This is a genomic window from Streptomyces humicola (assembly GCF_024436035.1).
In the GTDB taxonomy this organism is placed as follows: Bacteria; Actinomycetota; Actinomycetes; order Streptomycetales; family Streptomycetaceae; genus Streptantibioticus_B; species Streptantibioticus_B humicola.
In genome coordinates, this window is the sequence record NZ_JANFNG010000025.1 from 47029 (window position 1) to 59135 (window position 12107).

The 12107-nt window shown below is 69.5% G+C and carries 11 protein-coding genes and 1 tRNA gene; 5 read left to right on the plus strand and 7 right to left on the minus strand.

The window, feature by feature from the left end; translation table 11 throughout:
• Positions 1-84 precede the first annotated feature (84 nt).
• Positions 85-1947, plus strand: a complete 1863-nt coding sequence (locus NGB36_RS24990; RefSeq protein ID WP_255922732.1) for a phospholipase C — start codon at positions 85-87, stop codon at positions 1945-1947.
• Between the two features lie 63 nt (positions 1948-2010).
• Here the strand turns inward: NGB36_RS24990 and NGB36_RS24995 are convergent, their stop codons facing one another.
• Together NGB36_RS24995 and NGB36_RS25000 are read right to left on the minus strand one after the other, a co-directional pair.
• Complete coding sequence (locus tag NGB36_RS24995) at positions 2011-2832, minus strand: class I SAM-dependent methyltransferase (protein ID WP_255922733.1); 822 nt, start codon at positions 2830-2832, stop codon at positions 2011-2013.
• Positions 2833-2944: 112 nt separating this feature from the next.
• Positions 2945-3802: a hypothetical protein gene (locus tag NGB36_RS25000; RefSeq protein ID WP_255922734.1), complete on the minus strand. Its 858-nt coding sequence runs from the start codon at positions 3800-3802 to the stop codon at positions 2945-2947.
• Between the two features lie 103 nt (positions 3803-3905).
• On the opposite strand from NGB36_RS25000, the gene NGB36_RS25005 reads away from it, so the two are divergent.
• The gene (locus NGB36_RS25005) at positions 3906-4376 is read left to right on the plus strand and encodes a hypothetical protein (protein ID WP_255922735.1); all 471 of its coding nucleotides are present in this window, start codon (positions 3906-3908) and stop codon (positions 4374-4376) included.
• Between the two features lie 35 nt (positions 4377-4411).
• Here NGB36_RS25005 and NGB36_RS25010 read toward each other — a convergent pair whose 3' ends face one another.
• The 4 genes from NGB36_RS25010 to NGB36_RS25025 all read right to left on the minus strand — a co-directional run bounded on the left by NGB36_RS25010 (position 4412) and on the right by NGB36_RS25025 (position 9205).
• On the minus strand, positions 4412-4957 hold the full coding sequence (locus NGB36_RS25010) for a L,D-transpeptidase (protein WP_255922736.1): 546 nt from the start codon (positions 4955-4957) through the stop codon (positions 4412-4414).
• 158 nt (positions 4958-5115) lie between these two features.
• On the minus strand, positions 5116-5958 hold the full coding sequence (locus NGB36_RS25015) for an aldo/keto reductase (RefSeq protein WP_255922737.1): 843 nt from the start codon (positions 5956-5958) through the stop codon (positions 5116-5118).
• Positions 5959-6040: 82 nt separating this feature from the next.
• Positions 6041-7870 (minus strand): AMP-dependent synthetase/ligase, encoded by a 1830-nt coding sequence (locus tag NGB36_RS25020; RefSeq protein ID WP_255922738.1) that lies wholly within the window; start codon positions 7868-7870, stop codon positions 6041-6043.
• A gap of 468 nt (positions 7871-8338) precedes the next feature.
• Positions 8339-9205, minus strand: a complete 867-nt coding sequence (locus tag NGB36_RS25025; protein WP_255922739.1) for a LysR substrate-binding domain-containing protein — start codon at positions 9203-9205, stop codon at positions 8339-8341.
• Positions 9206-9384: 179 nt separating this feature from the next.
• Between NGB36_RS25025 and NGB36_RS25030 the strand changes: the two genes are divergently transcribed.
• Both NGB36_RS25030 and tatA read left to right on the plus strand, forming a co-directional pair.
• Positions 9385-10452 carry a bile acid:sodium symporter family protein gene (locus NGB36_RS25030; RefSeq protein ID WP_255922740.1) on the plus strand — a complete coding sequence of 356 codons (1068 nt, stop codon included), beginning with the start codon at positions 9385-9387 and terminating at the stop codon, positions 10450-10452.
• Between the two features lie 10 nt (positions 10453-10462).
• The gene (gene tatA / locus NGB36_RS25035; protein WP_255922741.1) at positions 10463-10690 is read left to right on the plus strand and encodes a Sec-independent protein translocase subunit TatA; all 228 of its coding nucleotides are present in this window, start codon (positions 10463-10465) and stop codon (positions 10688-10690) included.
• A 30-nt stretch (positions 10691-10720) separates the two neighbouring features.
• Here the strand turns inward: tatA and fdhD are convergent, their stop codons facing one another.
• On the minus strand, positions 10721-11569 hold the full coding sequence (gene fdhD, locus NGB36_RS25040) for a formate dehydrogenase accessory sulfurtransferase FdhD (protein WP_255922742.1): 849 nt from the start codon (positions 11567-11569) through the stop codon (positions 10721-10723).
• Positions 11570-11782: 213 nt separating this feature from the next.
• Between fdhD and NGB36_RS25045 the strand changes: the two genes are divergently transcribed.
• Positions 11783-11867 (plus strand) — tRNA-Leu (locus tag NGB36_RS25045).
• The last annotated feature ends 240 nt before the right edge of the window (positions 11868-12107 follow it).

The following is a 12107-nucleotide window of genomic DNA, read 5'->3' on the forward strand; positions in this document are numbered from 1 at the left end:
TTCATCCCGACTGCCGCAAGGAGCAACGAACATCACGCCCGGACTGAAGCACGCGAGCATCGCTCAGTAGTGGAGGACACAAGCATGGTCGGCAGAGGCATATCGGCGGGCGCCCGGCGCCGGGCGATGCGGTGGGGGGCGCTGGCCGGAGCCGTGGCGCTGGCCGCCGCGAGCGGCACGGTGTCCGCGGCCGCGGCGTCCGCTCCCGCGTATCACGGCGCGCCCACCGCCACCCCCGTGAAGCACCTTGTGGTGATCTACGACGAGAACGTCTCGTTCGACCACTACTTCGCGACGTACCCGCAGGCGGCAAACACCGACGGGACGCCGTTCACGCCGGCGAAGAACACACCGAAGGTCAACAACCTGGCGAGCGCGGGCCTGCTCAAGCAGAACCCGAACCAGTACACGCCCTCCCGGCTCAGCTCGTCCCAGGCGATGACCTGCGACCAGAACCACAACTACTCGCCCGAGCAGTACGCCTACGACGGCGGCAAGGCCGACCAGTTCGTCCAGGACACCGAGACGAGCAAGTGCTCGGGCAACCTTTACGGCGAGCCGGGCCTGTCGATGGACTACTACGACGGCAACACCGTCACCGGGCTGTGGAACTACGCCCAGCACTACGCGATGAGCGACAACTCCTTCGCCTCGGGCTACGGTCCCTCGACCCCCGGAGCGCTGGAGCTGGTCTCCGGCCAGACCCACGGCGTGATCTCGGTCGATCCCTCCTCCGGCACCGAGAACCCCAAGCAGACCGCGACCCCGGACCCGTACACCGTGGCCTCGCCGAACGCCAAGGGCGTCGGCACGGTGATAGACGACCCGGACCCGGCGTTCGACGACTGCGCCGACTCCGACCACACCAGCAAGAACGCCCTCGCCGAGCTCAGCGGCAAGAACATCGGCGACCTGCTCAACGCCAAGGGCGTCACCTGGGGCTGGTTCCAGGGCGGCTTCGCACCCAGCACCCCGTGGAACGGGAAGCAGGGCTCGTACGCCCAGTGCAAGGGCGACACGCACACCAACGTCGGCGGTGCGGCGGTCGAGGACTACAGCCCGCACCACGACCCGTTCGAGTACTACAAGTCCACCGCCAACCCGCACCACCTGCTGCCGAAGAGCATCAACGAGATCGGCCACAACGGGCAGGCCAACCACCAGTACGACCTCAGCGCCTTCGATGCCGTGGTCAAGGCGGGCAAGCTCCCCGCGGTCAGCTTCCTCAAGGCCGCCGAATACCAGGACGGGCACGCCGGCTACTCCGACCCGACCGACGAGCAGCACTTCCTCGTCAAGGAGATCAACGAGATCCAGCAGTCGCCGCAGTGGAAGGACACCGCGGTCGTCGTCGCCTACGACGACTCCGACGGCTGGTACGACCACGCGTACGCGCAGCCGCTGAACGGCTCGAAGGACTCCACCAAGGCCTCCGACGGCAACGCCACCGACAGCCCGGCCTGCCAGGCGGGCCCCGCCCCGATCGGTGGCTACGAGGACCGCTGCGGCCCCGGGCCGCGGCTGCCGCTGCTGGTGATCTCCCCGTACAGCAAGGTCAACTCCGTCGACCACGCGCCTGTCGAGCAAGCCTCGATCACCCGGTTCATCGAGAACAACTGGCGGACGGGCTCGATCGGTGACGCCTCGTTCGACCGGCGGGCGGGCTCGCTGAACGGCCTGTTCGACTTCGGCCGCCCGCATGACCAGCAGGTGCTTATGAACAGCAACGGCTCGGTCGCCTCGGTCAAGCCCATCCCGACCGCACAGATGACCGCGGCCGACAACAGCGACACGAACGCACCCTCCACCGACGACCTGGCGACGCAGCAGCTGGCCGAGACCGGCTCGTCCTTCCCGGCGCTGCCGGTCGGCCTCGGCGCGGGCGCGGTCGTCGTCGTCGGCGCGGGCCTCGCGTACACGGTCCACCGCCGCCGCTCGGTGGCCTGACCTGGACAACCGTTCTGAGGGGCGCACGGCTTGGCGGCCGTGCGCCCCTCGGCGTGTCAGGGCTCAGGCGCGGCAGACGATCTCGCCGTGCAGAACGGTGAACCAGCCGTCCGGACAGGCCGACCACCCGCGCCAGGCGTCGGCGATGCGCTGCAGGTCCGCCTCGGTGGCGTAGCCGTCGCGCAGCGCCTGCCCGGCCATGGCCGAGGTGACGATCCGGTCGGCCCACATACCGCCCCAGTACGCGCGTTCCGCGTCATCGGCGTGGCACCAGGTGCCCGCGGTGGCCGTGATGTCGGTGAACCCGGCGGCCCGGGCCCAGGAGAGCACACGACGGCCGGCGTCCGGCTCGCCGCCGTTGGCCCGGGCGCATTGCTGGTACAGAGCCATCCATTCGTCCAGCGCGGGCAGCTGCGGGTACCAGGTGAATCCGTGATAGTCGGACTCGCGCGCCGCTACGACACCGCCCGGCTTGCAGACGCGACGCATCTCGCGCAGCGCGCCGACCGGGTCGGCGACGTGCTGGAGCACCTGGTGGGCGTGGACGACGTCGAAGGTGTTGTCGGCGAAGTCCAGCCGGTGGACGTCGGCGACGGCGAACTCGACGTTGTCCAGGCCGCGTTCGCGAGCCACCTGCCCGGCCGCCGCCAGCACCTCGGCGGATGTGTCGACCGCCGTGACCCGGCCGGCGGGTGAGACCCGCTCGGCCAGGTCGGCGGTGATCGTCCCCGGCCCGCAGCCGACGTCCAGCAGGGTCGTGCCCGGCTCGATGTACGGCAGCAGATACGCCGCGGAGTTCTCGGCGGTGCGCCAGCGGTGTGAGCGCAGCACCGTCTCGTGGTGGCCGTGTGTGTACGTCGTTGTCCGAGCCTGCGAATCGGGCATCGCGGTTCCCTCCCGGTGAGCGTCCTGGTGGACCTCTGATCGTCGCGCCGGTATGTGCACCGTACGCGCAGTCTCACTTTTCGGGAATCGCGTATCGCATGGTGGACGACGGTCAGTCGTCGGCGGGCTTGTACGCGTATACCGTCGTGGTGATCCTGCAGACGCCGGGCGAGATCACCTCCGCCCGCAACGTCTGCGTCCGCACGTCGTAGTCCACGCCCTCGGCCTCGAAGGTGCCCGAGCAGACGCTGCGCTGCGGCAGCTGCAGCAGCGTCGTCACGGCGCCCGTGACCGGCGTGCCGTCCAGCGCATGCGGGAGGTCCACCTGCAGCAGGTCCTTCGCCGCGTCGTCCGAGACGCAGACCAGCCGGGTGCCCGAGACGAAGTCGCAGCCCTGGATGTCGCTCACCGTGCGGTCGAGGGTGATCTGGCCGGCCTGCGGCAGGTTGCCGCCGGTGCGCGGCGTCGACGGGTTGAGCAGCGGCGCGGGAAAGACCTGCAGCCGGCTCTCGTCACCCCATTCGCCCGAGACCAGCCACTGGTCGTCGGGGGAGACGGTGGCGAAGGAGTTGTTGAGCATCTCGCCCTGGTCGAGCGGGTGGACGTACTCGTAGAGCTGCCCGCCGGGTGTGGTGACGGCGAACATCTTCGATGTCGCGCCGCTGCCGCCCTGGTAGGCGTCGAAGGTGTAGCCGCCGGCGATGTCGGGATCACCGACGTGGTTCCAGCCCTGCATGCGCAGCGACAGCGGGATGGAGGCGAGGCCGCGGTAGAGGATCGTTCCGTCGGCGCGGCTGGCCAGACCCTCGCCTCCGGTGAGGGAGTTGACGACGGAGCTCCCGGTCTCCGTCCAGCCGGCGGGCGCGTCGGGCGCCGCGCTCGCGGCCGTACCGGCCGTACTGGCTGCGGTGGCGGCGGTCAGGGCTAACGAGGCGAGCAGGCGCGCGGCACGGCGCGAAGCAGCAGTCATGGTTCCCCCCTGGATGGGTAGGTGGTGGTCGTACGTGAGCGTAGACCTCACCGCATGCGTTCCGGTGACGGAACCGGAACGGTGCCTCATCCGTCACATGGCCATGAAGAAGCGACCCCTTGCCCCCACCGCCGCGGCCACCCTCGCCGCCGGCGCGCTCCTCACCGGAGTCTCCGGATGCGGTCACTCCACGACGGCCGGCAGCGCCGCGGGCCAGCCCGCGAGCCACGTCAGCCCGGGCCGGTCCATCGGCCCCGGCGGACCCATGCAGATGCCGACCGGCGGCCCCAAGACCTCCAAACAGCCGATCAACCAGCCGGTCACGCTCGCGGCGCAGGACCGTACGGTCACCGCCAAGGCCGTCGTCGGCGGATGCCGGACCGCCAAGCTCGTCTCCCAGGAGACGCTCACCGCTGTCACGCTCACGGTCGTCGTGACCAACAATCAGAAGCCCGGTGAGATGTGTTCCACGCTCGCCAAGATCGTCCCCGTGCAGACGACCCTGAAGGCACCGCTGGACTCCCGCAAGCTGATCGACGGCGCGACCGGCAAGCAGCTGCCCGCCCCTAAGTAGCCCTTGCGCAACAGCCTTTGCGCGCGCGTCGGCCGTCAGGGGCCGGCCGGGCCGACACTGGTCCGGCCGGTACCCTGGACGATCACCGTGTCGCCGAGACGCGTGAAGGCATAGAAGCGCCGTGCGTCCGCCGTGGACAGGTGGATGCAGCCATGGGAGGTGTCGGCCGTGCCGATTTGCGAGTCCCACGGCGCGGCATGGACGAAGACGCCGCCCGAGGTGAGCCGCACAGCCCAGTGGACCGTCAGGTCGTAGTAGCTGGGACTGCTCCGGTCACAGGTGATGTGTGCGCTGCATGAGGTCATCTCGATGACCGCGTCCTTGCCGAGGACGTGGAAGGTGCCGGAGGGCGTGCGGAATCCGGGCTTCCCGAAGCCTACCGGGAAGGTCATCACCGTTCTGCCGTTGTCGGTGACGCGCATCGTGTGCGTCGTGGCGTCGATCGTCGTGACGTGACCGGTGGTGACCGGGTCGCTGCGGTACGTCGTTGCGGCGGTCGCCGTTGCCGAAGACGCAAGAACCGTGACGAGGGCGGCGCCTATCGCGGTGCGCCCGATGGTTCGACGTCGCTGCCGTGCCATCTGTGATCACCGTCCCGTGCTCCGAGGTCCCGTGCTCCGGGGCCAGGCGTTGATCTTTCCTCGATCAGCGTACGCGCGGCGCGGCCGTGCCGCCGCCCGGGCGACGGCACCGCGTGCGGTGACGGGCCCGGTGACCGGCCCGGCGACGGGTCCCGGGATCAGTTCCAGTCGAAGGTGTCCGGGTCCGGGCCGAGCCGGTTGCCCTTGTCCAGCGCGTCGAGGGCCGCCAGGTCGTCGCCGTCGAGCTCGAAGTCGAAGACGTCGATGTTCTCGGCGATCCGGGACGGGGTCACGGACTTCGGGATCACGATGATGCCGTGCTGCAGATGCCAGCGCAGGACGACCTGGGCCGGGGTCCTGCCGTGCCGGGCCGCGATCCGGCCGATGACCGGGTCGTCGAGCAGTCCCTTGCCCTGACCCAGCGGCGACCACGCCTCGGTGGCGATGCCGTGTTCCGCGTTGAAGGCGCGCAGCCCGGTCTGGGCGAAGTCGGGGTGGATCTCGATCTGGTTGACCGCCGGGACGATCTCCGTCTCGTCGATCAGCCGCCGCAGGTGGGCCGGCTGGAAGTTGGAGACGCCGATCGCCTTCGCGCGCCCGCTGCGGTGGATCTCCTCGAACGCCCGCCAGATCGTGAGGTAGTCGTCGCGCATCGGGCGCGGCCAGTGGATCAGGTACAGGTCGATGTAGTCCAGGCCGAGCCGGGACAGGGAGGCGTCGAACTCGCGCTGGACGGCCTCGCGCGTCCAGGTCTGCGAAGCGCTGTTCCACAGCTTGGTGGTGACGAAGAGCTCCTCACGGGGGATTCCGGAGGCCGCGAGCGCCTTGCCGGTGCCTTCCTCGTTGCGGTACATGGCGGCGGTGTCGATGCTGCGATAGCCCTCACGCAGCGCCGTGGCGACTGCGTCGGCCGCCTCCGCGTCCGACATCTGCCAGACGCCGAAGCCGAGCTGCGGGATCCGCACGCCGTTGTTCAGGGTGATGGAGGGGACCTTGCTCACGAGCAGTGGTTTCCTTGTCTCGTCGTCGAGCAGTTTCCTCCGCGACAACGATCACGGCCCCGCTGCGGATTCCCCGGATCCGCTATCCGTGGTGGTAGAGAGCTTCGATCTCCGCCGTGTACGTCTTCTCGATGGCCTTCCGCTTCAGCTTCAGCGACGGGGTGAGCAGCCCCTTCTCCTCGCTGAACTGCGCCGCCAGTATGCGGAACGTACGGATCGACTCGGCCTGCGAGACAAGGGTGTTGGCAGCGACCACGGCCCGCCGGACCTCCATCTCGAGATCCTTGTCGCGCACCAGATCGGCGGGCGTCATCTGAGGCTTGCCGCGCATCGTCAGCCAGTGCGAGACCGCCTCCGGATCGAGGGTGACGAGCGCCGCGATGAACGGGCGGTCGTTGCCGACGACGACGCACTGGGCGACGAGCGGATGGGCCCGCACCCGCTCCTCCAGCGGGGCGGGCGACACGCTCTTGCCGCCGCTGGTGACCAGGATCTCCTTCTTCCGGCCGGTGATCGTCAGATAGCCCTGCTCGTCGAGCATGCCCAGGTCACCGGTGGCGAGCCAGCCGTCGTGCAGGGCCTCGTCCGTCGCCTTGGGGTTGTTGAGGTAACCGGAGAAGATCTGGCCGCCGTACAGCCACACCTCGCCGTCGTCCGCGATGTGCACGGTGGTGCCGGGTATGGGCTGGCCGACGGTGCCGAAGCGCGTCTGCTCGGGCGGATTCGCGGTGGCCGCGGCGGTCGACTCGGTGAGGCCGTAGCCCTCGTAGACCGTGATGCCCGCCCCCGCGAAGAACAGGCCGAGGCGGCGCTCCATGCCCGACCCGCCGGACATCCCGTGCCGCAGCCGCCCGCCGAGCGCCTCACGCATCTTGGCGTAGACCAGCTTGTCGTACACCTGGTGCGCCATCCGCAGCCCTGCGCCCGGTCCGGGACCGGTGCCGAACGCCTTGTGCTCCTGTGCCTCGGCGTAGCGGATCGCGACCTCCGCGGCCTTGTCGAACGCACCGAGCTTGCCCGACAGCTCCGCCTTGCGCCGCGCCGAGTGGAAGACCTTCTCGAAGACGTACGGGACGGCGAGTACGAACGTCGGCTTGAACGCCGCCAGATCGGGGATCAGCTCCGCGGCGGCGAGGCTCGGCTGGTGGCCGAGGCGCACCCGGCCGGAACGTATCGCCGCGACCTCGACCATCCGGCCGAAGACATGGGCGAGCGGCAGGAAGAGCAGCGTGGATGCCTGGTCACCGGGCTTGGAGTGGAACACCGGCTCCCAGCGTTCGACGATGTTGTCGCACTCCGCCATGAAGTTGGCGTGGGTGAGCAGACAGCCCTTGGGACGGCCGGTCGTCCCCGAGGTGTAGATGATCGTGGCAATGGCGTCGGGGGTGATCGCCACCCGGTGCCGGTCCACCACCTCGTCGTCGAGATACGCACCGGCCGCCATCAGCTCGTCGACCGCGCCGGCGTCCAGCTGCCACAACCGGGTGAGGTGCGGGAGCTGGTCCACGACGGCGCCGATCGTCATGGCGTGGTCCTCGTGCTCGACCATGCACGCCACCGCTCCCGAGTCGTGGAGCATCCAGCGCACCTGGTCGGAGGAGGAGGTCGGGTAGACGGGAACCGACTGCGCGCCGATTGACCAGAGAGCGAAGTCGAACAGCGTCCACTCGTAGCGGGTACGCGCCATGATCCCGACGCGGTCGCCGAACCGCACGCCGTCCGCGAGCAGGCCCTTGGCGAGCGCCAGCACCTCGTCCCGGAACTGCGCAGCCGTCACGTCGTGCCAGACGCCGTCGACCTTGCGTCCGAGCACGACCTGGTCAGGAGCCTCCGCCGCATTGGTGAACACGGCGTCCGCCAGTCCTCCGACTGGGGGCGCCGTCACCAATGGCGGCACGGTGAACTCGCGCAAGGTTGCTCCTCGGGGGCGCTCGGCGGGGCGCCTCGATGGTGTGCGTCCGCCCGGTGGGGCCGGCAGAAAACGGTCCTGACGGGCGGGCCCGTAAGCTACCTGATCCGGCGCGAGGACGGGAAGGGATCTCACTTCACCGGAAATCGGATTTCTGCGACTCGTAGGACGAGTTCTCCGCCGGGAATGTGGGCTTTTGTCGCAATCAGAGGGAACTGCAGTGGGGTTACTCGGCTGTAACAAACCGTGGATCTGCACCGAATCTGCCAGGCATCTTCCCGGTGCGCTCACGTCCGTTACCCGGTGTCATAGTGGCGGCGCTCGGCGGGTGATCGCGCCACGGTACCGGCGTACCCGGCGTACGCAGAGTCTACGCGGCGATGCTGTGTCGGGTGGCCACAACGCTCTCACATCTGGATGTCCGCCATCCGCCTGCTTCTGCCTGCTTCCTGGATCGTCGCATGGTGCGAGTCACATGGGCCGGTGCAGCCTGTCGCCCGCGGCGAGGATGGCCCGTGCGAGCGCGGCCGCCGGTTCGCCGCCGGTGGCGGGCCGCTGCCCGTGCAGCAGGACGAAGTCGACCTCGCCCAGTTCCGGCAGTCCCGCCTTCGCGGGAAGCCTGCGCAGGCCCGGCAGCAGCAGGCCCTGGGCGTGCGCCACCACGCCGAGCCCGGCCAGCGCCGCCGCGCGCACCCCGCTGAGGCTGCTGCTCGTGCACACGATGTGCCAGGGACGGCCCGCGCGTTCGAGCACGTCGAGGGCGCGCGCCCTGGTGATGCTCGGCGGCGGATAGACGATCAGCGGCACCGGGCGGTCCGGTTCGATGCGCAGCCGCTCACCGGCGATCCACACCAGCCGGTCCCGCCACACCAGCCGGCCCGGTCCCTCACCGGAGGCCCGCTTGCCGAGCATCAGGTCGAGCCGCCCCTCGGCGAGCTGCTCATGAAGCGTGCCGGAGAGTTCGACGGTGAGTTCGAGATCGACCTCTGGGTGGTCGCGGCGGAAGCCCTCCAGGATCTCCGGCAGCCGGGTCAGCACGAAGTCCTCCGAGGTGCCGAAGCGCAGCCGTCCGCGCAGCCGGGTACCGGCGAACCAGGCCGTGGCCCGCTCATTGGCGTCGAGGATCGTGCGGGCGAAGCCGAGCATGGCCTCGCCGTCCTCGGTCAGTTCCACCCCGTGCGTGTCCCGGGTGAACAGCTGGCGCCCGGCCGCCTCCTCGAGCTTGCGCACATGCTGGCTGACGGTGGACTGGCGCAGGCCGAGCCGGTGCGCGGCCTGCGTGAAGCTCAGGGTCTGCGCGACGGTGAGGAACGTGCGCAGCTGAACCGGATCGAACACGCTCACCAGGCTATCGCGGCTATCGCAAAACGTGATGGCAGTCAGCGCAGTGAACGGGGTTCACAATGACCGTGCCCGTCCCGCAACCTGTCCTCACACTGCCCGAACGCGTGTCCCCGTCCCGACCGAGCGAACCCGACCGAGCGAACCCGACCGAGCGAACCCGACCGAGAGAAGACATGCCGCGCCTGAAGATGCCGTCCTGGCTGCCGATCGACCCGTACATACTCGTGCTGGTCGCCACGGTCGGCCTCGCGGCCCTGCTGCCTGCCGAGGGCGCTGCCGCGCCTGTCGCCGCCGACGCGTCGAGCGTGGCCATCGGGCTGCTGTTCTTCCTCTACGGAGCCAGGCTTTCCACGCGCGAGGCAGTCGCCGGGATGAGCCACTGGCGGCTGCACCTCACCGTGGTGGTGAGCACGTTCGCGCTCTTTCCGCTGCTCGGCCTCGCCGCGCACGGGCTCGTTCCGTACGTCCTCACCCCGCAGCTCTACACCGGCCTGCTGTATCTGTGCATCCTGCCGTCGACGATCCAGTCCTCGATCGCCTTCACCTCGATCGCGCGCGGAAACGTATCTGCGGCCATTTGTGCGGGCACGTACTCCAGCCTGATCGGCATGGTCGCCACCCCGGTGCTCGCCGGGCTGATACTGCTCCCCCTGCCTTGGGCGGGAGATGCCCACTCCACCGGCGCCTTCTCCGCGCACGGGCTGCTCGACATCGCGCTCCAGCTGCTCGTGCCGTTCGTCGCCGGTCAGTTGCTGCGCCGCTGGATCGGCGGCTTCCTCGCACGCCACAAGAAGGTGCTCGGACTCGTCGACCGGGGATCGATCCTGCTCGTCGTCTACACGGCGTTCAGCGAGGGCATGGCGAGGGGCATCTGGCACCAGGTCACGGCGGTCAGGCTGCTGGAGCTGCTCGGCGTCGAAGCGGTGCTGCTCGCCGTCGTCCTCACCATCACCAGCACGGTCTCGCGCAGGCTCGGCTTCAACCGCGGCGACCGCATCGCGATCGTCTTCTGCGGCTCCAAGAAGAGCCTGGCCAACGGCCTGCCGATGGCCAGCGTGCTCTTCGGCGCCCAGGCGGGACTCCTCATCCTGCCGCTGATGCTGTTCCACCAGATGCAACTGATGGTGTGCGCGGTGATAGCAAAGCGCTGGTCAACTGATGCCGGGGACGGCGGGGAGGGTAGCCTGCCATCGGAACGTTCACCGTCCCCTGACGCCCAGGCCCGCCCCGCCCACGCTTGAGGAGAAAGCCGTGATCCGCGACCTGTTCACCCCGACCCATCTGCTGATCGTCGTGCTCGTCGCGATCGTGCTCTTCGGCGCCAAGCGGCTGCCCGACACCGCCCGTCAGCTGGGCAAATCGCTGCGCATCCTGAAGGCCGAGACCAAGGCGCTGCGTGACGAGACCCCCGCGGGCGAGCAGCGCACGGTCGCCGGCGAGGTCGTGGACTCCGGCAAGGAGCGGGCGCAGGCCGGCTGACGACCGCAGCCGCGCCGGCTTGTCACCTGATCAACGCGTCGCCGCCGCCGTGGGCAGCGCGATCCGGTGCTCACCCGCGTAGACGTTCATCGACGTCCCGCGCAGGAAGCCGACCAGCGTCAGCCCGCTCTCGGCGGCGAGTTCGACCGCGAGTGACGACGGAGCCGACACCGCGGCCAGCACAGGTATCCCGGCCATCACCGCCTTCTGGGCAAGCTCGAACGAGGCACGGCCGGAGACGAGCAGGATCTTGTCGGAGAGCGGGAGCAGCCCCTGCTGCAGGGCGCGCCCGACCAGCTTGTCCACCGCGTTGTGACGGCCCACGTCCTCGCGGATGTCAACGAGCTCCCCGTCCGCCGTGAACAAGGCGGCCGCGTGCAGTCCCCCGGTCCGCTCGAAGACGCGTTGCGCCGCGCGCAGCCGGTCGGGAAGGGCGGCGAGGACCTCCGGTGAGAGCCGGATTCCGGGCGTGTCGGGGATGGACCAGCGGGCGGTGGTCCGGACGGCATCGAGGCTGGCCTTGCCGCACAGTCCGCACGATGACGTGGTGTACACGTTCCGTTCCAGCGTGATGTCGGGCAGCGCCACGCCGTCCGCGAGCCGGACGTCCACCACGTTGTAGGTGTTCGAGCCGTCCTCGGTCGCACCCGCGCAGTAGACGATCGTGGCGAGCTCCTCCGCCCTCCCGAGCACCCCCTCGCTGACGAGGAAGCCCGCGGCGAGCGCGAAGTCGTCGCCCGGAGTGCGCATGGTGATCGCCAGCGGCCTCCCGCCCAGACGGATCTCCAGCGGCTCCTCCGCGACCAGAGTGTCCGCACGGTGCGTGACCGCGCCATCCCTGATCCGCAGTACGCGATGCCGCTCGGTGACCCGTCCCATGATCATCAGCCCCCTGCCGTCATGATGCGATTGCCTTATGCAGGCATTGTCGTGCATCGCCGTCCCGTGTCGCCGTCCCGCATCGCCCTTCGTGGAGGGGGCGCCCGCCCGGGCAGTCATCGGCTGCCGGCCGCGCGGATACGCAGGTGAAACGCACTGCGAATCCTTGGTATCGTTGCTCCTGTCGCCGCGGGGAACCGCGGCGCGATCCCGGTCCGGGTGGCGGAATGGCAGACGCGCTAGCTTGAGGTGCTAGTGCCCTTTATCGGGCGTGGGGGTTCAAGTCCCCCTCCGGACACATACAGTATGCCCACCGGTGGTGTCGGCCTTGTCGGTCGGCACCATTCGCGTTTCGTGGTCGCAGGAGACGCTCCACACTGTTTCGCCAGGGCCGCGTCCATCACAAGCGGACTGGGCGCGAGGACGAGTCCCGGGACTGGGCGCAGGGCCTCTTCGGGGAGGCAGGGCCTCTCCGGCGCCCTGATGGTGGCGCGTTACCTGGGCAGCCAAAGAGGCCCCGAGCCGGGTATGCGCAACC